The sequence below is a fragment of the Xenorhabdus szentirmaii DSM 16338 genome (assembly GCF_002632585.1).
In the GTDB taxonomy this organism is placed as follows: Bacteria; Pseudomonadota; Gammaproteobacteria; order Enterobacterales; family Enterobacteriaceae; genus Xenorhabdus; species Xenorhabdus szentirmaii.
Map to the genome: position 1 here is coordinate 154,471 of NZ_NIBV01000002.1, position 21,186 is coordinate 175,656.

General features: G+C 46.1%; 21 protein-coding genes and 1 pseudogene. 11 read left to right on the top strand and 11 right to left on the bottom strand.

Features of this window, described 5'->3' with window-relative positions; translation table 11 throughout:
- Positions 1-46 precede the first annotated feature (46 nt).
- The 6 genes and pseudogenes from tssF (at position 47) to Xsze_RS10670 (ending at position 6,315) form a co-directional block, all read left to right on the top strand.
- A complete protein-coding gene (tssF, locus tag Xsze_RS10650) occupies positions 47-1,834 on the top strand; it encodes a type VI secretion system baseplate subunit TssF (protein ID WP_038241339.1) in 1,788 nt (595 codons plus the stop codon).
- Positions 1,798-2,880: a type VI secretion system baseplate subunit TssG gene (gene tssG / locus Xsze_RS10655; RefSeq protein WP_038241337.1), complete on the top strand. Its 1,083-nt coding sequence runs from the start codon at positions 1,798-1,800 to the stop codon at positions 2,878-2,880. The genes tssF and tssG overlap by 37 nt, the downstream gene beginning before the upstream one ends.
- A gap of 63 nt (positions 2,881-2,943) precedes the next feature.
- Positions 2,944-3,480, top strand: a complete 537-nt coding sequence (tssJ, locus tag Xsze_RS10660; RefSeq protein WP_051462563.1) for a type VI secretion system lipoprotein TssJ — start codon at positions 2,944-2,946, stop codon at positions 3,478-3,480.
- Positions 3,481-3,497: 17 nt separating this feature from the next.
- A pseudogene (locus tag Xsze_RS10665) lies at positions 3,498-4,936 on the top strand (type VI secretion system Vgr family protein); the annotation flags it as partial.
- A gap of 45 nt (positions 4,937-4,981) precedes the next feature.
- Positions 4,982-6,028 carry a DUF2345 domain-containing protein gene (locus Xsze_RS22730; RefSeq protein WP_422645803.1) on the top strand — a complete coding sequence of 349 codons (1,047 nt, stop codon included), beginning with the start codon at positions 4,982-4,984 and terminating at the stop codon, positions 6,026-6,028.
- Positions 6,025-6,315: a hypothetical protein gene (locus Xsze_RS10670; protein WP_038235407.1), complete on the top strand. Its 291-nt coding sequence runs from the start codon at positions 6,025-6,027 to the stop codon at positions 6,313-6,315. The genes Xsze_RS22730 and Xsze_RS10670 overlap by 4 nt, the downstream gene beginning before the upstream one ends.
- Positions 6,316-6,785: 470 nt before the next feature.
- On the opposite strand, the gene hemW is transcribed toward Xsze_RS10670, so the two are convergent.
- The 5 genes from hemW to Xsze_RS10695 all read right to left on the bottom strand — a co-directional run bounded on the left by hemW (position 6,786) and on the right by Xsze_RS10695 (position 10,761).
- On the bottom strand, positions 6,786-7,916 hold the full coding sequence (gene hemW / locus Xsze_RS10675; protein WP_038235405.1) for a radical SAM family heme chaperone HemW: 1,131 nt from the start codon (positions 7,914-7,916) through the stop codon (positions 6,786-6,788).
- Entirely contained in the window at positions 7,909-8,502 is a 594-nt protein-coding gene (locus Xsze_RS10680; protein ID WP_038235429.1) for an XTP/dITP diphosphatase, read from the bottom strand. The genes hemW and Xsze_RS10680 overlap by 8 nt, the downstream gene beginning before the upstream one ends.
- Positions 8,503-8,538: 36 nt before the next feature.
- The gene (locus Xsze_RS10685) at positions 8,539-9,138 is read right to left on the bottom strand and encodes a YggT family protein (RefSeq protein ID WP_038235403.1); all 600 of its coding nucleotides are present in this window, start codon (positions 9,136-9,138) and stop codon (positions 8,539-8,541) included.
- A 33-nt stretch (positions 9,139-9,171) separates the two neighbouring features.
- Entirely contained in the window at positions 9,172-9,993 is an 822-nt protein-coding gene (gene proC / locus Xsze_RS10690; RefSeq protein WP_038235401.1) for a pyrroline-5-carboxylate reductase, read from the bottom strand.
- A 72-nt stretch (positions 9,994-10,065) separates the two neighbouring features.
- Positions 10,066-10,761 carry a YggS family pyridoxal phosphate-dependent enzyme gene (locus Xsze_RS10695; RefSeq protein WP_038235399.1) on the bottom strand — a complete coding sequence of 232 codons (696 nt, stop codon included), beginning with the start codon at positions 10,759-10,761 and terminating at the stop codon, positions 10,066-10,068.
- A 22-nt stretch (positions 10,762-10,783) separates the two neighbouring features.
- On the opposite strand from Xsze_RS10695, the gene Xsze_RS10700 reads away from it, so the two are divergent.
- The gene (locus tag Xsze_RS10700) at positions 10,784-11,785 is read left to right on the top strand and encodes a type IV pilus twitching motility protein PilT (RefSeq protein ID WP_038235397.1); all 1,002 of its coding nucleotides are present in this window, start codon (positions 10,784-10,786) and stop codon (positions 11,783-11,785) included.
- Positions 11,786-11,975: 190 nt separating this feature from the next.
- On the opposite strand, the gene ruvX is transcribed toward Xsze_RS10700, so the two are convergent.
- The 4 genes from ruvX to rsmE all read right to left on the bottom strand — a co-directional run bounded on the left by ruvX (position 11,976) and on the right by rsmE (position 14,771).
- Positions 11,976-12,398, bottom strand: coding sequence for a Holliday junction resolvase RuvX (gene ruvX, locus Xsze_RS10705; protein ID WP_038235395.1), 423 nt, complete (start codon positions 12,396-12,398; stop codon positions 11,976-11,978).
- The gene (locus tag Xsze_RS10710; RefSeq protein WP_038235393.1) at positions 12,398-12,961 is read right to left on the bottom strand and encodes a YqgE/AlgH family protein; all 564 of its coding nucleotides are present in this window, start codon (positions 12,959-12,961) and stop codon (positions 12,398-12,400) included. Before Xsze_RS10710 ends, ruvX begins: the two co-directional genes overlap by 1 nt.
- 109 nt (positions 12,962-13,070) lie before the next feature.
- Positions 13,071-14,030 (bottom strand): glutathione synthase, encoded by a 960-nt coding sequence (gene gshB / locus Xsze_RS10715; RefSeq protein WP_038235391.1) that lies wholly within the window; start codon positions 14,028-14,030, stop codon positions 13,071-13,073.
- Between the two features lie 9 nt (positions 14,031-14,039).
- On the bottom strand, positions 14,040-14,771 hold the full coding sequence (rsmE, locus tag Xsze_RS10720; RefSeq protein ID WP_038235389.1) for a 16S rRNA (uracil(1498)-N(3))-methyltransferase: 732 nt from the start codon (positions 14,769-14,771) through the stop codon (positions 14,040-14,042).
- Between the two features lie 471 nt (positions 14,772-15,242).
- Between rsmE and Xsze_RS10725 the strand changes: the two genes are divergently transcribed.
- Together Xsze_RS10725 and Xsze_RS10730 are read left to right on the top strand one after the other, a co-directional pair.
- Positions 15,243-15,686, top strand: a complete 444-nt coding sequence (locus Xsze_RS10725) for a prepilin peptidase (protein ID WP_051462313.1) — start codon at positions 15,243-15,245, stop codon at positions 15,684-15,686.
- 195 nt (positions 15,687-15,881) lie between these two features.
- Positions 15,882-16,697, top strand: a complete 816-nt coding sequence (locus Xsze_RS10730) for an MBL fold metallo-hydrolase (protein ID WP_038235387.1) — start codon at positions 15,882-15,884, stop codon at positions 16,695-16,697.
- 176 nt (positions 16,698-16,873) lie between these two features.
- Here Xsze_RS10730 and Xsze_RS10735 read toward each other — a convergent pair whose 3' ends face one another.
- Positions 16,874-17,758, bottom strand: a complete 885-nt coding sequence (locus Xsze_RS10735; RefSeq protein WP_038235385.1) for an MBL fold metallo-hydrolase — start codon at positions 17,756-17,758, stop codon at positions 16,874-16,876.
- Between the two features lie 137 nt (positions 17,759-17,895).
- Between Xsze_RS10735 and Xsze_RS10740 the strand changes: the two genes are divergently transcribed.
- Entirely contained in the window at positions 17,896-18,810 is a 915-nt protein-coding gene (locus Xsze_RS10740) for a LysR family transcriptional regulator (RefSeq protein ID WP_038235382.1), read from the top strand.
- On the opposite strand, the gene Xsze_RS10745 is transcribed toward Xsze_RS10740, so the two are convergent.
- Complete coding sequence (locus tag Xsze_RS10745) at positions 18,793-19,722, bottom strand: LysR family transcriptional regulator (protein WP_038235379.1); 930 nt, start codon at positions 19,720-19,722, stop codon at positions 18,793-18,795. The genes Xsze_RS10740 and Xsze_RS10745 overlap by 18 nt on opposite strands.
- A gap of 131 nt (positions 19,723-19,853) precedes the next feature.
- On the opposite strand from Xsze_RS10745, the gene lysA reads away from it, so the two are divergent.
- On the top strand, positions 19,854-21,131 hold the full coding sequence (gene lysA, locus Xsze_RS10750; protein WP_038235376.1) for a diaminopimelate decarboxylase: 1,278 nt from the start codon (positions 19,854-19,856) through the stop codon (positions 21,129-21,131).
- Positions 21,132-21,186 lie beyond the last annotated feature (55 nt).

The window sequence follows — 21,186 nt, forward strand, 5'->3', positions numbered from 1 at the left end:
TTGTATTACTGACCGTTTTGCCTTTCATGGTAAGGAAACAATGCCAATGGATGATTTAACCCTGCGTTATTATGAAGCCGAAATGCGCTATTTGCGCGAGGCTGGACGCGAATTTGCCCAGGCACACCCGGACAGGGCTGCGTTGCTGAATCTGGATAAAATTGGTGCGCGTGATCCTTATGTCGAACGCCTGTTTGAAGGCTTTGCCTTCCTGATGGGGCGGTTGAGAGAAAAATTGGATGATGATCTGCCGGAATTGACAGAAGGATTGGTCAGTTTGCTCTGGCCGCATTATATGCGCACTATCCCCTCGTTGGCGGTGGTGGAATTACTTCCGGAATATCGTCATCTCAAACATGGTGAAAGTATTGAAAAAGGATTTTCCATCCTTTCACAACCCATCGGGCCGCAAAAAACCAGCTGTCAATATCGCACAACCCGCGATTTGCCATTGTTGCCGCTGAAATTGTCTGATGCCCGCTTACAAACGGAACGGGATGGCCGTTCTGTTATCCGGTTACGCTTTGAATGTGGGGCGATGGCAGACTGGAATAAAGTCGATTTAAGCCAACTGAGTATTTACCTCAATGCAGATACCCCTGTGAGCAGTGCGTTGCACCGGGCATTGACCCGTCAGGTTGATGCAATGTACCTGCGCTTTCCTGAGCAAAATGATTCTGGGCAGTATAGTGCTGACCGCCGACGTTTTGATGGCTGGTTCATGCCGATGGGATTTGAAGAAGACGATAATTTGTGGCCGAAGGGAGAATCGGCTTTCAGTGGATATCAGCTACTTCTGGAATATTTTACCTTCCGCCCTAAATTTATGTTTCTGGCTCTCAATGGGTTGGAAAAAATCAAAATAGAGCCGGGTACACCTTGGTTTGAGCTGGATATTGTCCTGGGGGAACTCTGGCCGTATGACTTGCCGTTTGATGCGGAGAATTTCCGTCTGCACTGCGTACCTGTCATTAACCTGTTTACCTTGGAAGCTGACCCGCTACAACTTAGCCCTCTGGAAAATGAATATTTGCTGCGTCCATTGCGGTTGCAGGATGGGCATATTGAAATTTACAGCGTTGATCGGGTTCAGGGTTCAGTCAAGAACGGTAAAAATACCTATGTTCCTTTTTCCAGTTTCCGCCATCGGGGTGGAATGATGCGCCATGATGCCCCCGAACGTTACTACCATACCCGGGTTCGTCGCGGCCCTTCAGGGCTGCATGATACCTGGTTGATATTGGGCGGCAATGCGTTTGACTTGGATCAATCGGCAACCCAGCGTGAAGCGTTGTCACTGAGGATAACGGGGACTAATGGCCAGCTCCCGCGCAAGGCGTTGCAGAGCACGGTCCTGAATCGAGTGGTGAAACCGGGGAAAGTGCCGGTTCAGGTACGTAACTTAACTGCACCGACGTTGCCTGTTTACCCTCCCGCCAATGATCGTTTCCATTGGCGGGTAATGAGCCATTTGGGTTCCAACTTCCTTAGCATGATGGATAATCCTGAAGTTCTGCGGGGAACGCTTGCCCTGTATGACTGGACAGATGACGAAATGAACCGTCGTCGGCTGGAAGCAATTGTGGCGGTGAAACACCGTCTTATCCAGCGTTTTGAGCAAGGGTTTATGCTACGGGGCATTGATATTGAAGTTACCCTGAATACCGATAATTTTGCCGGTGAAGGGGACATCAAGCTGTTCGGTGAATTGCTGCATCGCTTCTTTGCCTTGTATGCCGATATTCATCTGTTTAACCAGTTGACGCTGGTCTTGCAACCTACAGGAAAACGACTGAGATGGTCCGAGAATCACAGTCAGCGCGTACCCGGCTGATAAAGGCCCTGCAACCGCAGGCCTCCCGAATTAACTTTTACCGCTTTTGTCAGTTGTTGGAACAATCGCTGCCGGCAGGTACGTTGCTGGGCAGTGATTCAACACCGGCGACAGATCCGATACGTTTTCGCCCTCATCCTGGTATGGGATTTCCGGTTAGCGAACTGAAAACCATTGAGTGGGATGAAAACCAACCTGAGACACTACCTTCGGTCAGAACCACCTTTTTAGGGTTGTATGGGGTGGATTCCCCGTTGCCACCGGATTATCTGGATGACATTACCCAGCAACGTGAAGGTCATGAAGCACTGGAAGCTTTTTTGGATATCTTCAACCATCGCGTGATGACCCAGTTTTACCGGATTTGGCGTAAGTACGCCTATCCTGCCACCTTTGAAAAAGGCGGAACGGATGCAACATCGCAATGTTTGCTGGGATTGATTGGTCTGGGGATACCCGGTACGGCAGAACAGGTTGCAACACCCGTTTCCCGCTTTTTAGCCTTGCTGGGCACGATGCGGCTGCCAACCCGTACCGGTCAGGGGATTCGGGCTTTGGTTTCCCTGCTGGCTCCGAATACGACGGTTGTGATCAAAACCCATGATCCGGTGGCTGTTCCCATTCGGGAGCGCAGCAGTTTATCGCGTTCTCAGCGCGTGTCATTGTCTCAGCGCAGTGTACTGGGGCGTAAGGGACGGGAGGGAAATAGCCGGATAGGTGTGCAACTGACTACACATGATCCCAAGGAAGCACAGCAATGGTTGCCCGGCGGCCAGTTACATACAGATTTTGCGGTTTTGATGCGGGTTTATCTGGGATATCGCTGTGATGCCCGCCTGACGTTGACTGTACCGACATCTCTGTTGCCAGAAGCGCGTTTGGGAACAAAACAGCGCCTTCATCTGGGACGCACGGGAGTGCTGGGACTGAAAGCGGAGCATCGTGAACGAATGCCTGCCTCCATTACCGTCAATCTGGGCAGTTATCAGGGGGTGAAAGAAGTCCCGTTACCGCCCGCGGATTCAGGGCAGTACCGTTTTCGTTAAGGGAAACCCGCAAGGGTGATGTGGATTGATTTGATGAACTTTTGCAGAAGGATGTGTAAAGCAATGGCGAGAAGATTTCGTTCACCGGCGGGAAAACTGGGCGGCGTGTGCTTGTTGGCCTCCCTGTTGGCGGGGTGTGGTCTGACCCAAACTGTCAGTGAAGGTACGGTAGCCGTAACCAAGGCCATTTTTTTTAAGCAAATTAAGGTATTGCGCCTGGATTTTACGCCACGGGCAGCCTTGAATACCGATGGGGATCAGGCTCCGCTGACCACCATGGTACGGGTTTATCAGCTGAAAGACCGCAAAGCTTTTGACGGAGCGGATTATCAGCAGTTGCTGCGCCAGGATGAGGTGATTTTGAAAAATGACCTGTTGGCTCAGCAAGCAGTGCTGGTCATGCCGGACGGAAGCGTATCACTGGACATGCCGATGGAAAATGACACCCAGTTTGTCGCGGTCGTCGGCCTGTTTCGTGTGCCGGATCATCAAAAAGGGGACTGGCGGATAGTCCTGCGGCGCAGTGATCTCGATCCGGATAAACCCCGCACATTAGAATTGGGGGATGGCGCCCTGACGCTACTGCCCTTGAGGGACTGAAAACTAAGGAGAGTATCATGTCTGACCCTCTGTTGACGGCTGCCCAGTCTGTGCTGGGGCGGTCCCGCTATCATTTGGCTGTTTTGCAATGTCCGCCAGAATTGGATGTCCAATCTTTTCGAGGGCGAGAAAGCCTGAGCCAGCCTTACCGTTATCTGATTCATGTGACCTGCCCGGAGGCGGATATCCTGCCGGAGCAGGTATTGTTGAAAACCGCCACGTTTACCCTGCAACCGCCGGTATCCGGCATTCTGGCCGGATTGTCTTCGTCCCATCCCGACGGTGGCGTCAAAGCGGTACACGGGGTGATCCGTCACTTCAAGCGCCTGTCAACCTCGGTGGATGAAACCCGCTACCGGCTGGAGCTGGTGCCCAGGTTGCAACTGCTGGCCCAGCGTGAACGTTGCGCCATCTATCAAAATCAGTCCGTGCCGGAAGTTGTTGAGCAGGTATTGCGTGCCCATGACTTTGAAGGGGCAGATTTTGACTTCCGGCTCAGTCAGGCCTACCCGGCCCGTGAACTGGTCACCCAGTGGCGGGAAAGTGATCTGGCGTTTGTGCGGCGGTTACTGGCGGAAGTGGGGATCTACTACCGCTTTGAGATGGACAGCCGGCTGGAGCGGGAAGTGGTGATTTTCAGTGACAGTGCGGAACAGACAGTGTCTGGGGCTTGAAAACCACCCATCAGGTGGTGACGAAAAACCTGACGACTCAGGATTACAATTACCGCCACGCTCTGACGCCACTATTCAGCCGGGGTAATGCGGCCCCGAATGATCCCCTCACGGTTGGTGAAATGTACCGTTATGCCGAGCCGTACCGGAATGCGGGGGCTGAAACCAATACTGAACCGGAAAGCGGCGGTTTTTTTGCCCGTTTGCACCACGAACGATTACTGAATAGCCAGCATACCGTGACGGGCTGGAGCACATCGCCATCGCTGGCCGTCGGGCAGGTGCTGGAGCTGGCGGGGGATTTGCCGGCCGCGCTGGCAGAGGGCATTCTCCTCACGACCCTGACGTGCAGCGGGGCACGGGATAAAAGCTATCGGGTCCGGTTGCAGGGGCAGGTTTACCGTGAAACCGTCTGTTTTCGCCCCCCTTTATGGCCGCGCCCGGTGATGGCCGGCACTTTACCAGCCCGCATTGAAAGCACCGAGAAAAATGATACCTACGCGTGGCTTGACCCGCATGGACGCTATCGGGTGAAGGTGCAGTTTGACCTTGACGGCTGGGAGGCAGGAGAAGCCTATTTGTGGGTCCGGTTGGCCAAACCCTATGCCGGCGAAACCTACGGCTGGCATACCCCGCTATTGGACGGCACGGAAGTGGCGCTGGCCTTTGACGGCGGAGACTGCGACCGGCCCTATATCGCCCATGCTTTCCACGACTCTGAGCACCCTGATTTGGTCTCCGGCACCAATCACACCCGCAATGTCCTGCGAACCCCTGCCAACAATAAACTGCGTCTGGAAGACCGACGAGGGGAAACCCATGCCAAGTTGGCAACTGAGCACGGCAAAAGCCAGCTGAATCTGGGCCATTTGGTGGATGCCAAGCGTCAGCAACGGGGCAGTGGATTTGAACTGCGAACCGACGAACACGGCGCTGTACGGGCGGGCAAAGGGCTGTTTATCAGTGCAGAAGAACAGCCCAAAGCACAAGGGCAGGTGCTGGACATGACAAAAGCGCTGGACGAGATTGCCTTCCTGCAAAGACAGGTGGAGCAGCTTTCCGACGCGGCCGAGCAAGCCAACACACTGGCGGCTGACCTGCATGAGCAGGTGGCGATGTTTGAAGAACGCCTGAAACCCCTGAATAAAGCGATGCTCGCCAGCGCCCCCAGCGGCATGGCCCTAACCAGTGACAGCCATGTCCAACTGGCTGCGGGTGATAACCTGATGGTTAATGTGGGCGGCCATGCCAATATCGGGGTGATGGAAAACATGACTTTGCAGGTGGGGCATTCACTGGGGGTCTTTGCACAGCAATCCGGCATCCAGCTCAAGGCCAACGGCGGCAAAGTAGATGTACAGGCGCAAAACAACGCTCTATCCCTGCTGGCAAAGGGCAAAATCAGCCTGACCGCCGTAGACGGGGATGTGCTGTTTGCCGCGAAAAAGCGCTTCAAAATTAATGCGGGCGGCAGTTACCTGATCTTGCAGGACGGGAAAATTGAGTACGGCACAAGCCATGACTATGTGCGCAAGACTGTGCATTCGGTGAAGACGAAAAGTGCTCCGCAAAATCTACCGATGCCGTACTTGCCTGGTGATGGGCGCTATGATTTGTCACTGGATTTTCGTGATGATGACAATGAACCGATTGCTCAAGCCCTTTACAAAATCACGTTTGATAACGGGGCAGTTCTGTCAGGGCAACTGGATGAACAGGGCTATGCCCTGCACAAGAATGTACCGTTGGAGTCTGCGGTTGTGGAATATATTCTGCCTGATCCGCAACCCGATCCGCCATGGAAGCGCTATGACGTTTTGCTAAGTGAGGTTGATGCGGCCTTTTCGAATGCACAGGGAGTTAGTGAAAAATGAACAAGTATCTTGAAGATGCTTTGGCTTTTTTTAAGCCTGCCCCAGATAGCTGGGTGAATCAGGTATCAGCAGAAGCTACGGGCGAATGGATTCGGGAGGTTTTAAAAGGGGATTTTCATGATGATCCTTCGACTGCTCAAGTCGTGACGGGAACGGTGATTTCTGTCATTCCGTATGTGGACCAGATATGTGATATCCGTGACCTTATTGCTAACTGTAAAAAATCCGTGAAGACGAGAATGATGTCTGCAATGCGCCCAGTTCAGGCAGGGACAAGACCTACCTGAATGGACAGATCGCAATGGGCACGCCCATCGGGTACTCTGGACATTGTTAGAACGGGATGACGGCGGCAGTGTGTATGTGCCAAAAGAACAATAAATTATAGCATCATCATTTATGTGGGCTGCGTAAGGTAGCCCGTGATTTTTTCTACCTTTGCAATTGGTGGTAGGGAAAATATCTGGCAAGCGGTCGAAAATCAGTGTTAATGATAGACAAACACAGGGAGGTAAACCTATATCAGGCTGAGTACCTGATGGGCAATGATGAGGTCAGCCGCAAAATTTGGGTGAATGAAAAAGCGAACAAAATTTGCACCATCGTTTTCATTGTAGTCATGTTCCTATATAGCGAATTCAAGTAGGAGATGCAGCCATGACTATTACAACCTTTGCAAGGGAGGCCGTCATGATGTCTTTGGCAAAAGCAAAAACAGAAAAACTGCACCCATAAAATAACAGGTACAGTTTTAGTTTTATAAAAACAGTTCCAACAATGAATTCAAAAATAACTTTCCGTGTTTAGTGATTTGCCAGTGTGTATCGGTTTCAGTGATATAACTTTTAGCCAATGCTTCATCAACTTGTGGACGAATGGTATGTTCCGGTAATCCGGTGAACTCACTGAAATCCCGGCGTGGCATGGATTCCAATAACCGAAAACGGTTCATGAAAAATTCAAATGGGCGATCTTGATGAGCCACCTGATTTTTTTGGTCCAAATAACGGCCTTGCATATAACCACGTGGGTGCTTGGTTTTCACTGTACGGAGAATATTTCCATCTTCAAACGAAATTTTTCCGTGTGCACCACAACCAATACCTAAGTAATCACCAAAACGCCAGTAATTGAGGTTATGTTGGCACTGATAACCCGGTTTGGCGTAGGCTGACGTTTCGTATTGGTGATAGCCCGCTTCTGTCAGCAATTGATGGCCTTGTGAAAAAATATCCCACAGTGCGTCATCATCCGGTAAAACAGGGGGACGGGAACCAAAGCTTGTGTTTGGTTCAATCGTCAGTTGATACCAAGACAAATGCGGCGGAGAGAGTTCAATCGCCTGACGTAAATCATTCAGTGCTTCATTGAGAGTCTGATTGGGCAATCCATGCATTAAATCTAAATTGAAGCTGCGCAGTCCCAGCCCGTCAGCCAATTTAGCGGCACGTTTGGCTTCTTCAGGGCCATGAATGCGCCCCAAGCGGATCAATTTATCTGAACCGAAACTTTGTACACCGATGGAAATCCGGTTGATTCCGGCTTGTTGATAAGCACTGAAACGATCAGCTTCAACGGTTCCCGGATTGGCTTCCATTGTGATTTCTGCTTGTGGGGAAAGCGTGAGTGAGCTTCTGACACCATCGAGCAGCCGTTGCATTCCTTCGGCACTTAACAGGCTTGGTGTTCCACCGCCAATAAAAATTGTAGATACTTCACGATCACCAACCATCGGCAGATCAGCGCGTAAATCTGCCAATAAATGGTCGACATATTCCTGATGCGGAACTTCTCCCTTTAAAGCATGTGAGTTGAAATCACAGTAAGGGCATTTTTGCACGCACCAAGGAATATGAATATAAAGACTCAGAGGTGGCAATTTAAGCATTACGCATGGCTTCCAACAACATTCCCAATGCTTTTCCACGGTGAGAAACGGCATTTTTTTGCTCGCGACTCAATTGAGCGGCGGTACAACCAAATTCAGGCGCATAAAAAACAGGGTCATAACCAAAGCCACCTTCTCCGGCAGGTGCATGGGTGATAACACCTGACCAGCGGCCATGGAATACCAGAGGTGTCGGATCTTCAGCATGGCGCAGGAAAACTAAAACACAATTGAATTGTGCCTGACGTTGTTCATCAGGAACATCACTCATGGCTTCCAGTAGTTTTTCCAGATTTTCCTGATCAGAGGCATCACTGCCTGCATAGCGGGCGGAATAAATGCCCGGGGCGCCCCCTAATGCATCAACAGATAATCCTGAATCATCCGCAATGGCGGGTAACCCTGTGATTGCTGCGGCATGGCGAGCTTTGATGATCGCATTTTCGATGAAAGTGAGGCCGGTTTCGTCAGCGGAATCAACATCCAATTCAGTTTGAGCCACAATATCCAAGCCAAAGTCAGCTAATAAACCTGCCAGTTCGCGAACTTTGCCCGTATTTCCTGTAGCGAGAACAACTTTTTGCATTGCCATTTATGTCATTAACCTATGTATTTAGTTGATTTAATTAATTAAAAACATTGAAATCAACCAGCTGATGATGTCATTGCTCAGGTAATTCAGTGCGTAGAGGATGAGAATGACAATCATGGCCGAGAAATCAAGGCCTCCCATAGAAGGAATAATACGACGGATAGGAGACATGAGTGGTTCGGTCAATTGCAGCAAAACATAGTCAACGGGATTACGACCTTGGCTAATCCAACTCAATAATGCCCGGGCGATGACCAGCCAGAATACCAATTTCCCTGCCTCAGTCAGTAATTGGATCAGACTATAGGGGAACAGGAATGTTGAGTTTATTTTCAGATTAGGCAAAACTTCAATTTCGGAAGGAAAAAACTGCCCGGTATTCAGCCAAATAGGCATCATAATCTTCAAGAAAACGAGCACAAAAGCCAGCACAACGGATGCCATATCGATCGGGCCAACAGAAGGGATCACCCTACGTAATGGGCGCACGACTGGCTGGGTAATTTTAACGACAAATTGTGAGAATGGATTATAGAAATCACAACGTGCCCACTGCATCCAGATGCGCAGCAGTAAAACGGCAGTATATAAATGCAGAACCGTAGAAAAAATAAAGTTTAAGAATTGCATGTAGCAGCCCTGATATGAATTAAACCAATTGAGTTAAAATAATGTTTCCATTTCCTGCGCCCGGCGGATTGCTCCTTGCATAGCATTGGACACAATTTCAGGCAAATTGCCTTCATAAAAAATGCGTAATGCTTCAGCCGTTGTACCTCCTTTAGATGTTACCTGCTCACGTAGGATAGCAAAAGGAAGATCTTTTTGCGTTTCAGCCAGTTTAGCTGATCCTATCGCTGCTTGCAGGACAAGCTCTCTGGCGGTTTCGCTGTCGAATCCCAAACGTTCAGCTTCTTGTTGCATTGATTCCATAAACAAGAAGAAATAGGCTGGGGCACTTCCTGCGATGGCGATAATATCATTGATCCCGCTTTCGTTATCTACCCAACAGACTTTTCCGACACATTCCATCAATGATGTCGCGAATTCGCGATCAGGTTGAGAAACGTGTTCAGGTGCGAACATTCCGCTAACGCCTTGCCCAACCAGTGAAGGAGTATTTGGCATGATGCGGATGATGTTAAGGTTATCTTGTAAAAGCGCATAAAAACGGGAAACAGACATGCCGGCAGCAATGGAAAGAACCAGTTTTTGGTCAAAATTGAGCTGTGGGCGCAGTGCATCACAAACTTCTGCCATCATTTGTGGTTTTACGGCGAGGACAATGACGTCTGCTTCTTGCGCATGGCGAATATTATCGTGTTGGCTGTTAATACCGTATGTTTTTGCCAAAACGTCGCGGCGGGTTGTATTTGGAGAGCAGACAGTGATGAATTCAGCGGGATAACCTTTCCGGACCAGCCCGGCAATAATGGCATGGGCCATATTTCCTGCGCCTATAAAGGTAATTTTACGGTTTTCCATTAAATAATCTCGCATATGAGTTAATTTGGAGTATTGGGTCAGATATTGTTTAGGTTGAAATTCAGTCCTAAATTAAGCGCGATATTGACGTGCCCCGAATATTGCTGTCCCAATCCGGACGAGTGTAGATCCACTGGTAATAGCGGCTTCCATATCATCTGTCATGCCCATTGAAAGTGTATCAACTTGTGGATACAGGGCTTTCAATTGGGTAAATGCTTGTTCCATTTTGCGAAAAATAGCGACTTGGTGTTCAAAATGGTTTTCTGGTGCAGGGATGGTCATCAAGCCACGTAATGTCAGATTAGGCAGAGAACTAATCTTGGCGGCCAAATCAACTAATTCTTCTAATAAAATACCTGACTTACTCTCTTCACCGCTGATATTAATTTGAATCAGCACATTGAGGGGCGGCATGCCATCAGGACGCTGCTCACTCAGTCTTTGGGCGATTTTCAGCCTGTCAATGGTATGACACCAATCAAAATGTTCTGCCACCAGACGGCTTTTATTGGACTGCAACGGGCCAATAAAGTGCCAGACCAAATCCTCATGATTGCTGAAATATTGAATTTTTTCGACTCCCTCCTGAACGTAATTTTCGCCAAATTCCCGTTGACCAGCGGCGATAGCTTTTGCGATAGCATCCGTGGGTTTGGTTTTGCTGACTGCAAGCAAGGTAATTTCTTCTGGAGAACGCCCGCATTTTTGAGCTGCAAGGGTAATGCGGTTCCTGACATCGTGAAGATTTTGTTCAATATTGTTCATAGGTGACTCAGGAGATTAAAAAGTGAATATGGAAAAATTAGTGTCCCTTAGTGTAAAGCATAATGCCTCCGATCTGCATCTTTGTGTCGGGCAAGTTCCGGTTTTGCGCATCAACGGCATATTGTATCCACAGATGCAATTGGAAGAAATTCAGCCAGATACGATTGAGAAATGGAGTGAAGAAATATTATCGGATATGCAAAAACAGCAGTTGCAAGAACACGGACATGTTGATTTCGTGATAGTGATGCTTGATAGGCAGAGGCTCAGGGGAAATTTATTTTATCAACAATCTCATTTGTCATTGGTGTTGAGGTTAATTCCGGATAAATGCCCGACTCTGGAACAATTGTATGCCCCTGAGATCATTCAACGCCTTATTTTGCAAGAGGTGAGTGGATTGATATTAGTCACAGGTGCGACGGGAAGCGGGAAATCGACAACACTGTCAGCCATGATTAATGCGCTGAATAGCCAAAGCAGCAAACATGTCATTATGCTGGAAGAACCCATTGAGTTTGTTCATCAAAGCCGGAATTGCCTGATACAGCAAAGGCAGATAGGTGAAGATGCGCAAAATTATCAAATGGCATTGAAAGGTGCATTGCGGCAAGATCCTGATGTGATTTTGCTGGGGGAATTACGGGATAAAGAAACGATCCGGTTGGCTCTGACGGCGGCTGAAACAGGGCATTTGGTTTTATCAACGTTACACACCCGTGGCGCAATTCAAGCGATAGATCGGTTGATTGATGTCTTCTCCGCAGAAGAAAAAAGTTGGATTTGTAGCCAATTGGGAGGGAGTTTAAAGGCTGTTATTGCTCAACAATTGCTGCCTGCCAAAAAAGAAGACAGGGTAGCCATACATGAAATTCTAGTTGTCAATCAGGCTGTCGGGCATTTGATCCGTGAGGGTAAAAATCATCAAATAGCCACATTAATGCAGACAGGTGGTGCTTACGGTATGCAGACTTATGAGCAAAGCAGGCAACAACGTAAATCTCTGGGGTTGTTAGCAGAGTAAACAAACATGCTGGCTGGGCAATTATTAGTATGATATTAAGCGGCATTAGTCGAAAAAAAGGCCACAGTGCTGTAGCCTTTCTGATGTTATCTTCTTAAAGTCATTATTCCTAATACCATGCTTAACTCATCAAGATGAATTGCCTGACGGGCAGGTGTTAAGCATGGTTATTGAGAATCGATATTATGAGCTATGAATAATGTTGTTCAAACCAGCTTTCCAAAATCACAACAGCGGAAGCTGAATCAACGCGGCCTTTATTCAACGCCCTGTAGCCGCCATGATCAAATAAGTGAGAGCGGGCTTCTACAGTAGTCAATCGTTCATCGTGCAGTTCAACCTGAACCCCAAAGCGGCCATGTATACGATTCGCAAATTTACGGGCTTGTGCTGTAACGGGTTGTTCAGTGCCGTCCATATTCAATGGCAGGCCGACAATAACGAGATCGGGTTGCCATTCTTTAAGTAATTTGCCAATAAGTTCCCAATTTGGAGAACCTTCATTGGCTTTAAAGGAGGATAAGGCTCTGGCGGTACCTGTGATTTCCTGCCCGATAGCGGCGCCGATGCTGCGGGTGCCAAAATCGAAGGCAATGATTGTGCGGTTTTTCATCAGGCATGTCCTGCATGTGATGCGAGGTTATAAATATTGATCCCTAATAACGAAGCGGCTTCCCGCCAGCGATCAGCAATCGGAGTATCAAAAATAATAGAAGGCTTGGCACTGACAGTAAGCCAGCTATTTTCCATAATCTCTTTTTCTAATTGACCTTTTTCCCAGCTGGAATACCCGAGAGTCATCAAAATATTTTTCGGTTGGCGCGGTGTTCCCAGAGCTTCCAGCATATCCTTAGATGTCGTGATCATCGTATGCTCGGAGATCTGAATGCTGGAACTGAAACCTGATTGGGGTGTATGCAAAATAAAACCATGTTCTTCCGACAAAGGGCCGCCCGCCATGACAGGCTGATCCAGATCGATATCCTCGTTTCTATCGTCGGGGCAAATCTCCAATTTCTTCAAGATACTTTGGATAGACACTTGCGCTATCGGTTTATTGATAATTAATCCCATTGCCCCGTTTTGATCATGTTCGCAGATGTAAACTACAGATCGATTGAAATAAGGATCAGAGAGCGAAGGCATGGCAATAAGAAAATTGTGCTGTAATTTCATGTGGTTTCTGATAATTATTTTGGCAATGTAAGAGTGATGTGGCCCACAAGTATGTGGGCACTGATTATAAATGGCAAATGCCGTTGGGTATCGAAAGCTATTCAGGCTTTTATGCTGTCTGTTTATCCAATCGTTTTTCAATAGCATCCATCAGCATGCCCGTAACAGAAATGTCTGGGTAAGCTGCTTCTATTTCCCGTGCACATGTTGGACTGGTGACGTTAATTTCAGTTAAACGGTCACCGATAATATCAAGCCCGACAAAAATTAAGCCTTTTTCTTTCAATACTGGCGCAACTGCACGGGCGATTGCCCAATCACTTTCCGACAGCGGACGGGCTTCTCCACGGCCACCTGCTGCAAGATTGCCCCGGGTTTCTCCCTGGGCCGGGATACGGGCCAGGCAATAAGGCACAGGCTCACCATCAACAATAAGTACGCGCTTATCACCGTCTTTAATGGCAGGCAGGAAATTTTGTGCCATGCAATAGCGGCTGCCATGTTCAGTCAGCGTTTCAATAATAACGCCAACATTGGCATCATCCTGTTTCAGCCGGAAAATGGAAGCGCCTCCCATACCATCCAGCGGCTTAAAAATGACATCGCCATGTTTTTGATGAAACTCACGCAAACTTTTTGCGTTACGCGTCACCAGCGTGTCGGGGGTTAACTCAGGAAACCAAGCTGTAAATAGTTTTTCGTTGCAATCGCGCAGGCTCTGGGGTTTGTTAACAATCAGGCTGCCTTTTGCTTCAGCACGTTCCAGAATGTAGGTTGCGTAAATGTATTCTGTATCAAACGGGGGATCTTTACGCATCAGGATGACTTGCAAAGTATCAAGGGCGATTTCTTGCTCACTGCCGAATTGATACCATTGTTGCGGGTTTTCTTCTACCGCCAGTAATCGGGTACGGGCACGGGCTTCTCCCTGATGAAGGTAAAGATCATCCATTTCCATGTAATGGATTTCCCATCCGCGCTTTTGTGCTTCCAACAACATCGCGAAACTGGTGTCTTTTTTGATTTTGATGGATGAAATAGGGTCCATCACTATGCCTAGCTTGATCATTCTTTCTCCTTAGCCTAGATCACCGAAACGTACTTGCAGTGCGGTAATTGCGGTGAGAGCTGTTGTTTCTGTTCTTAGGATACGAGGGCCCAACAGGATATCAGTAAATTGATATTTTGCCGTCATTTCAATTTCTTCAGCAGATAACCCCCCTTCGGGCCCAATCAACAGACGTACTTTTTTAACCGGAAGCGGGAGGGTATTAATGCTTTGACTGGCACGAGGATGTAAATTTAATTTCAGGTTGTCATCGTTTTCCTTGCACCATGCTTCAAGTGACATGGTCGGGCGGATCTCAGGAATACGGTTCCGGCCACATTGCTCACAGGCTGAAATGACGATTTTTTTCCATTGTTGTAATTTCTTGTCTAGTCTCTCGGCATCCAGTTTTACACCACAGCGTTCAGAAAGTAATGGGGTAATGGTGCTGACGCCCAGTTCCACGGATTTTTGGATAGTGAACTCCATTTTTTCACCGCGTGACATAACCTGCCCTAAATGCAGATCCAGCGGAGATTCCTGATCCGATAATCTGGCCTCAAGGATACGCACTTTGACTGTTTTTTTAGTGGATTCAGTGAGTTCTGCATCAAAAACCTGATTGCTACCATCAAAGAGTTGTACTTTTTGCCCGCTACTCATTCGGAGCACGCGACCCACATGATTGGCAGCGTCATCACTCAGGTAGATTTCAGTGTTTATAGAGAGTGGTTCGGGGTGATAAATGCGGGGAATTCGCATATTTCTTTTTTCCTTCTTTTTCCGGTAATACCGGTCTGGCATATACCAATAATTTCAATGTGTTGCGGGAGCTATGTGGCTGGAGTGTAGCGGCAAAGAATAGAGTAACATAGCTAACAACGCGACAACTTGAAAGATGACAGGTATAGACAGCCATATGACAACGTTGATTCATGTCCATGATAAATGAGCGCTGTTTGCGTGATCAAGTTATCTCTTGTTTACGTTGATACCCTATTCTCTTGCGAGCGGGCTCGCATATTTATTTTGTTATCGGTATTTTTACGGGATTTTTATTGCCAATAAGTTGGTGGGTAAATTAATATCACTCTTGTCCTGATTAAGGTCAGGAATTAAGGGAATAAATAAGTAACAAGGATGTTATTTTAAATAGGTTGATTTAAACATTGAATTCATATGGAAATAAAAGGATGATTTATTATTTTAACAGAAGTTGACTATATAATAATAATGTTTTTTTGTAGCACTTTATTACTCTTATCCATTATCGATATTAAAACATATTATTTGCCTGATGCTATTACTATTCCTTTATTGTGGGGTGGGGTTTTATTTAATATTGATGGAAACTTAGTGCCGATAAAAAGTGCGATATATGGCGTCATATCAGGGTATTTATTTTTATGGTTTTTATATTGGTTATGTTGGTATACCTTAAAGAAAGAAGGGATAGGGTACGGTGATCTTAAACTGACCGCTGCAATTGGTGCATGGATAGGTGTGGAAATGATACCAATCTTGATGCTCATGGCGTCCTTATCCGGTTTATTCGGGTTTATGATAATGGGGTGGAAAAGAAAATCCTATCCTGACTTTATCGCCTTTGGGCCTTATTTATGTCTGTCTGCGATAGTGCTGGTGGGGTTTTGCCTAAGTCATGTCATTGATATTTGATGGTTCTCGGGGAGCAGCATTAGTTAACCGGGGAACAATGATTGTTATTTATCACGGCATAGCTTGCAGGTTTTCATTAAAGAGTTCATGCTCTTACTACGTTTATACCTATTGAATTTCGAGATACATCAAGATAGTAACTTGAAAGACGGCAGGTATATAAATACTGCGTTTATAGAGAAGATGAGCTCTGTTATGACATTAAAAATAACGGCCTTATTGGAAAACCAGGTTTTTGAATCTTACAAAGGAAGTTTAATCGGTAAGCCTGGTTTAAGTTTGTTCATTCAAGATAACAAACACACTATACTTTTTGATACCGGGCCAGATAGGAGTTTTATTGATAACGCTAAGAAATTAAATATCGATTTATCTTCTGTTACAACCGTGATTATATCTCATGGGCATTTTGATCATTGTGGTGGACTGGGTTTTTTATCCAGCGATGCTAAGTTAATTGCTCATCCGGATGTTAAAAATGAAAGGTATTATGGCTGGGCTGTGACAAAAAACACGGCGATAAGACTTAAAAAAATATCAAAGGATGTCGATTTTGATAAGTTTGATGCTTTTTTCTCAAAGGATGAAATGCATATCAGTGAGAGGTTCTTATATTCGGGGGAAATAAAAAAGAATGAAAATAAACAGTATGGCATCATTATAAATAATGACGGTGATGAGAAGTATTCACCTGATTTTGTCAAGGATGAAGGTGTGTTGATCTATAAATCAACAAAAGGGCTTATTATATTCATTGGGTGCGGGCATCGAGGTGTTATTGATATTATTGAGTATGCGAAGAAAATAACTGGAATTGAAAAAGTATATGCAGTTATTGGCGGCTTGCATTTGCGTCGTGCTTCACCGTTTAAATTATTAGAAGTGAGAAAATACATCAAAAAAGAAAATATATCGCACATTTATGCATGTCATTGCAGTGGTGCATGGGGAAGACTGTGGTTGCCGAATGCAAAAAATCTTTCTACAGGGCAGTCTATTGAATTTGATTGATGTTATTTAAAAATGGTCAAACTTATCGTTTCTGTTGAAAATAATCAGGATGAAGCCGTGATTAGTGATTAGTGATTAATGATTAGCAATAGTTGTGATTGTATATAGACGCTGCTATTCGCAGCGCCTGTTGTATATCAAGTTGCAGCTTTATGGATTGCTCTTATATTTTCAACTTATTGAGGCCACTGCATTTCACCTTTTAATACCTTGGCTCCCAGTTCAAGGCTGGATTCGTCAGCAAGGTCAGGATAGTGCTTTTTCATCGTTGCTATCAGGGTTTCGGCATCTTTTGCTTTCGGTAGCTCTTTTTCCAAGGTTGTCAGATAGTTTTGGGTGAAACTCACTGCTCCTAAAGTCATTGTTGAATTACCCAAATAATGGCTTGGCACGACAGTATCCGGCTTCAGGCTTTTTATGCGATCCAGTGTTTGTATCCAATGTTGGCGTGATTCTTTGGTCTGGGTATCCGCAGTCCAGACGTGGATGTTGTCAGAGACAATCACACCACCAACAACGGCTTTCAATTTAGGGATCCAGACAAAAGTACGATCGGGTGCCGGGCCATCCAATCCTTCAACAATAAATTTTTCACCATCAATGGAGAATGAGTTTCCTTTCATTGGTTCAGGAACGATGATTTTTTGAGGGGCTTGATCCGCCAGAATGCCGCCCCAATAGGCGAGTTTGCCATCTTTAGTTTCATTGATTGCTTTGATTGTTTCTGGAGATGCAATAACTTTGGCTTTAGGAAATGCATCCGTGATCACATCAAGGCCAAAGTAAAAATCAGGATCAGAATGGCTGATATAGATCGTTGTTAGCTTTTTACCCGTTTTTTGGATCATTTTTACCAGCTCTTGGGCATCGTTTTTCTTAAACTGAGCGTCAATCAGAGCAACTTCATGATCACCACTAATGATTTCGGAAGAAACAGGGAAAATGCCTTTTTCGCCCGGATTGTAGATGTCGAGTTTAAGATTGGCGGCTTGAGCCATTGTTGCCATGCCCAAAGAAAGGGTCGCTGCGAGTGCGATATTTAATTTTGTTTTGCGAGTCATCATCGAATTCCTATACCAAAATGCCTATTTGCATGAATGAGATGTATGATAAGTTGCATATTTCGATTGAAAAACCCCGTAACTAGCAACTATTTGTTGCATATATCGAACTAATTAAAAAAAGCAGGCGTTCTAAAATGGATAGAGTTACAGCAGCACGGGTATTTGTCACCATTGTTGAGCAGGGAAGCCTGATTGCTGCGGCAGAATATTTGGATATGTCCAGAGCAATGGTATCCCGTTATTTGGCTGAAATGGAAAAATGGGCAGGTATTCGTTTATTGCACCGAACGACACGCAAGATCAGTCTGACTTCGGCGGGAGAGAGTGTTTATCAGCATAGTCTTAAGTTAATGGAATTGGCGGATACCATGCCCGTTCAACAGTCTTCAGAAGCGCAGACTTTAAAAGGATTGTTGCGTGTAAGCTGTTCCCAATCATTGGGCATCAGTGCATTGGCCTTTGCCATTCCTGAATTTATGAGGATCTATCCACATATTGCTGTCAATTTGCAACTCAATAATAAAGCGGTCAATTTGATTGAGGAGCGGATTGATTTGGCGATCCGCATTACTAATAATTTAGAGCCGAACTTAATTGCTCGCCCTTTATCTACATGCCACTCCGTTGTTTGTGCTGCGCCTTCTTATTTAGCAGGAAAATCTATTCCTCAAAGTCCTGTTGATTTAGCGGCACACAATTGCCTGACTTATAATTTTTTCGGGAAAAGTTTATGGCTGTTTGAAAAGCAGCATGAACAATATTCTGTTCCGGTGAGTGGAACGCTGAGTGCCAATGAATCGACTGTATTGATGGAGGCGGCTTTACAAGGGGCAGGAATAGCAATGCAGCCCTATTATTCTGTATCTTCTTATTTGAAATCGGGTCAGCTGGTCGCATTGCTACCTGATTATCAGCCACAGGTAATGGGGATCTACGGTATTTATGCCAGTCGCCAGAATATGCCTGTAACATTGCGGGTATTGCTGGATTTTCTGGTCGAATGGTTTTCCACATCACCACATTGGCAATCATTAACGCTGGAAAGCTAATGCCAGCTTTGCAGGAAATAAGCCTGCCTGTTGTTTCAGGTGCGCAATAAAGGCTTCAACAGGCTCTGAAGATGGCCGGTGTATTGGCTTGATTAAACTTACAGTGAACGGGATGTCGATACTGAATGGCCGAATGCGAATATTTGCGTTGATATCCAAATAATTCAATGCGGTTAGCGGGTTGACGATAGATAATCCAATACCTTCGTTGACCATGGCACAAATCGAGGTTGCACTGTGGGTTTCCATCACCATATTGCGATTGACGTGATGTTCCGTAAAGATGGTATCAATGAGTTGCCTGTAGCTGTCGGTAATTGACAGGCTAATGAATTGTTCTCCATTGAAATCTTCTGGTGTCAATTGGGGTTTCTGGCATAGAGGGTGATCAATGGGTAAAACACACACTTCATTTAATGTCATCAGTGTTTCTTGTTGAGTGCCGGCAGGAGTCCGCAAATGCTCGGTCAGGCCGATGTCGTGTCGCTGTGCTGAGAGCCATTCTTCCAAAAGAGGAGATTCCTGCGGAATAATCGTCAGTTTTACGTCTGGGTAGCATTGGATAAAACTGTGGCAGGCTTTTGGCAGCAGAGACTGAGAAAACATTGGCAGGCAGGCAATAGATAACTGAGCATGTTCAAATTGTCGGATGCTTTCAGCCGCACCAAGTATTCTTTCTAACCCATAATAAGAACGCTGAACTTCTTCGAAAAATCGTAACCCTTGTGTCGTAGGAAACAGGCGTCCTTTAATTCGATCAAACAGTTTAAATTTCAACAAAAGCTCAAGGCGGGCAAGTTCACGGCTTACTGTTGGCTGGGACGTTTTCAATAATATGGCGGCATCAGTGAGATTTTTAGTCGTCATTACAGCATGAAAAATTTCAATGTGTCGCCATGAACAGGAATGCATAAGCATCATCTCATGTCGATAAAACAATCAAATCGATATCATAAATGAATAGACTACCATTAAATAGATATTTTTATTCCTGTCTGACCGCTGTTGATAATAGAGCAATATCGGTTTTTTAGGACATTTCAATGACAACATCAATTTTTGCCGGCGACTCGACAAGATATTTTACCCCTGAAAATTTACTCAGCCTGCCTGAGCAATACGGGACACCACTGTGGATTTATGATGGCGATGACATCATTGAGCAGATAAAAAAATTAAAACAATTTGATGTTGTTCGGTTTGCTCAGAAAGCTTGCTCCAACACACATATTTTGCGTTTGATAAGGGAGCAGGGCGTGAAAGTGGATGCGGTATCATTGGGAGAAATTGAACGGGCACTTTATGCCGGTTTTCAACCCGGTCGCGATAAATCAGAAATTGTATTTACTGCGGATGTCATTGATGAAGACACACTGGATCGTGTTATTGAATTAGATATTCCGGTAAATGTCGGCTCTATTGATATGCTCGATCAGATTGGGGAGCGAGTCTCTGGTCATCCGGTTTGGTTACGTATCAATCCCGGATTCGGGCATGGGCATAGCCAAAAAACGAATACAGGCGGTGAAAATAGTAAACATGGGATTTGGTACCAGGAGCTTCCCGCCGCGCTTGAAAAACTCCATCAACATGGATTGAAATTGGTAGGTTTGCACATGCATATCGGTTCAGGTGTGGATTATCAGCATCTCTCCAATGTATGCGATGCCATGGTGGAGCTGGTCATATCGTGTGGTGAGGATATTCAGGCCATTTCAGCCGGAGGCGGATTATCAATTCCCTATAAAACAGGTGAAGAAGTGGTTGATACTGAGCACTATTACAGTTTGTGGCATGAGGCTCGTCAGCGCATTGAACAGCATGTGGGGCATCATGTGGAGCTGGAAATTGAACCCGGCCGTTTTTTGGTGGCGCAGTCAGGCATTTTAATGGCAGAAGTGCGGGCAATAAAATCTATGAGAAGCCGTCATTATGTGCTGGTGGATGCCGGTTTCAATGACTTAATGCGTCCGGCCATGTATGGCAGTTATCATCATATCTCTGTTTTGCCGAATAGGCAGGATAGTGAGGCAGATTCTCAGGAAGGCACTTTACAGGAAACATTAGTTGCTGGGCCGTTATGTGAATCAGGGGATGTGTTTACCCAATTGGAAGGTGGGGATGTTGTACCGCGTATGCTACCTCAGGCCCGTGTTGGCGATTATCTGATTTTTCATGATACAGGGGCTTATGGTGCATCCATGTCTTCAAATTATAATAGCCGGCCTTTGATCCCAGAACTGCTATTTACGGAAGGAAAAGTACGCTTGATTCGGCGTCGCCAGACGATGGAAGAGTTATTATCTTTGGAAAGCGTTTAAAATAAAATACGGGGACTTATTATCCCCGTATTGATTGTTATTCTTCCGGTCTTTC

What these genes read in the sequence shown, in the direction of transcription:
- tssF (WP_038241339.1), top strand. Translation starts at nt 47, where the DNA reads ATGGATGATTTAACCCTGCGTTATTATGAAGCCGAAATGCGCTATTTG.
- tssG (WP_038241337.1), top strand. Translation starts at nt 1,798, where the DNA reads ATGGTCCGAGAATCACAGTCAGCGCGTACCCGGCTGATAAAGGCCCTG.
- tssJ (WP_051462563.1), top strand. Translation starts at nt 2,944, where the DNA reads ATGGCGAGAAGATTTCGTTCACCGGCGGGAAAACTGGGCGGCGTGTGC.
- Xsze_RS10670 (WP_038235407.1), top strand. Translation starts at nt 6,025, where the DNA reads ATGAACAAGTATCTTGAAGATGCTTTGGCTTTTTTTAAGCCTGCCCCA.
- hemW (WP_038235405.1), bottom strand. Translation starts at nt 7,916, where the DNA reads ATGCTTAAATTGCCACCTCTGAGTCTTTATATTCATATTCCTTGGTGC.
- Xsze_RS10680 (WP_038235429.1), bottom strand. Translation starts at nt 8,502, where the DNA reads ATGCAAAAAGTTGTTCTCGCTACAGGAAATACGGGCAAAGTTCGCGAA.
- Xsze_RS10685 (WP_038235403.1), bottom strand. Translation starts at nt 9,138, where the DNA reads ATGCAATTCTTAAACTTTATTTTTTCTACGGTTCTGCATTTATATACT.
- proC (WP_038235401.1), bottom strand. Translation starts at nt 9,993, where the DNA reads ATGGAAAACCGTAAAATTACCTTTATAGGCGCAGGAAATATGGCCCAT.
- Xsze_RS10695 (WP_038235399.1), bottom strand. Translation starts at nt 10,761, where the DNA reads ATGAACAATATTGAACAAAATCTTCACGATGTCAGGAACCGCATTACC.
- ruvX (WP_038235395.1), bottom strand. Translation starts at nt 12,398, where the DNA reads ATGAAAAACCGCACAATCATTGCCTTCGATTTTGGCACCCGCAGCATC.
- Xsze_RS10710 (WP_038235393.1), bottom strand. Translation starts at nt 12,961, where the DNA reads ATGAAATTACAGCACAATTTTCTTATTGCCATGCCTTCGCTCTCTGAT.
- gshB (WP_038235391.1), bottom strand. Translation starts at nt 14,030, where the DNA reads ATGATCAAGCTAGGCATAGTGATGGACCCTATTTCATCCATCAAAATC.
- rsmE (WP_038235389.1), bottom strand. Translation starts at nt 14,771, where the DNA reads ATGCGAATTCCCCGCATTTATCACCCCGAACCACTCTCTATAAACACT.
- Xsze_RS10725 (WP_051462313.1), top strand. Translation starts at nt 15,243, where the DNA reads ATGTTTTTTTGTAGCACTTTATTACTCTTATCCATTATCGATATTAAA.
- Xsze_RS10730 (WP_038235387.1), top strand. Translation starts at nt 15,882, where the DNA reads ATGACATTAAAAATAACGGCCTTATTGGAAAACCAGGTTTTTGAATCT.
- Xsze_RS10735 (WP_038235385.1), bottom strand. Translation starts at nt 17,758, where the DNA reads ATGACTCGCAAAACAAAATTAAATATCGCACTCGCAGCGACCCTTTCT.
- Xsze_RS10740 (WP_038235382.1), top strand. Translation starts at nt 17,896, where the DNA reads ATGGATAGAGTTACAGCAGCACGGGTATTTGTCACCATTGTTGAGCAG.
- Xsze_RS10745 (WP_038235379.1), bottom strand. Translation starts at nt 19,722, where the DNA reads ATGCATTCCTGTTCATGGCGACACATTGAAATTTTTCATGCTGTAATG.
- lysA (WP_038235376.1), top strand. Translation starts at nt 19,854, where the DNA reads ATGACAACATCAATTTTTGCCGGCGACTCGACAAGATATTTTACCCCT.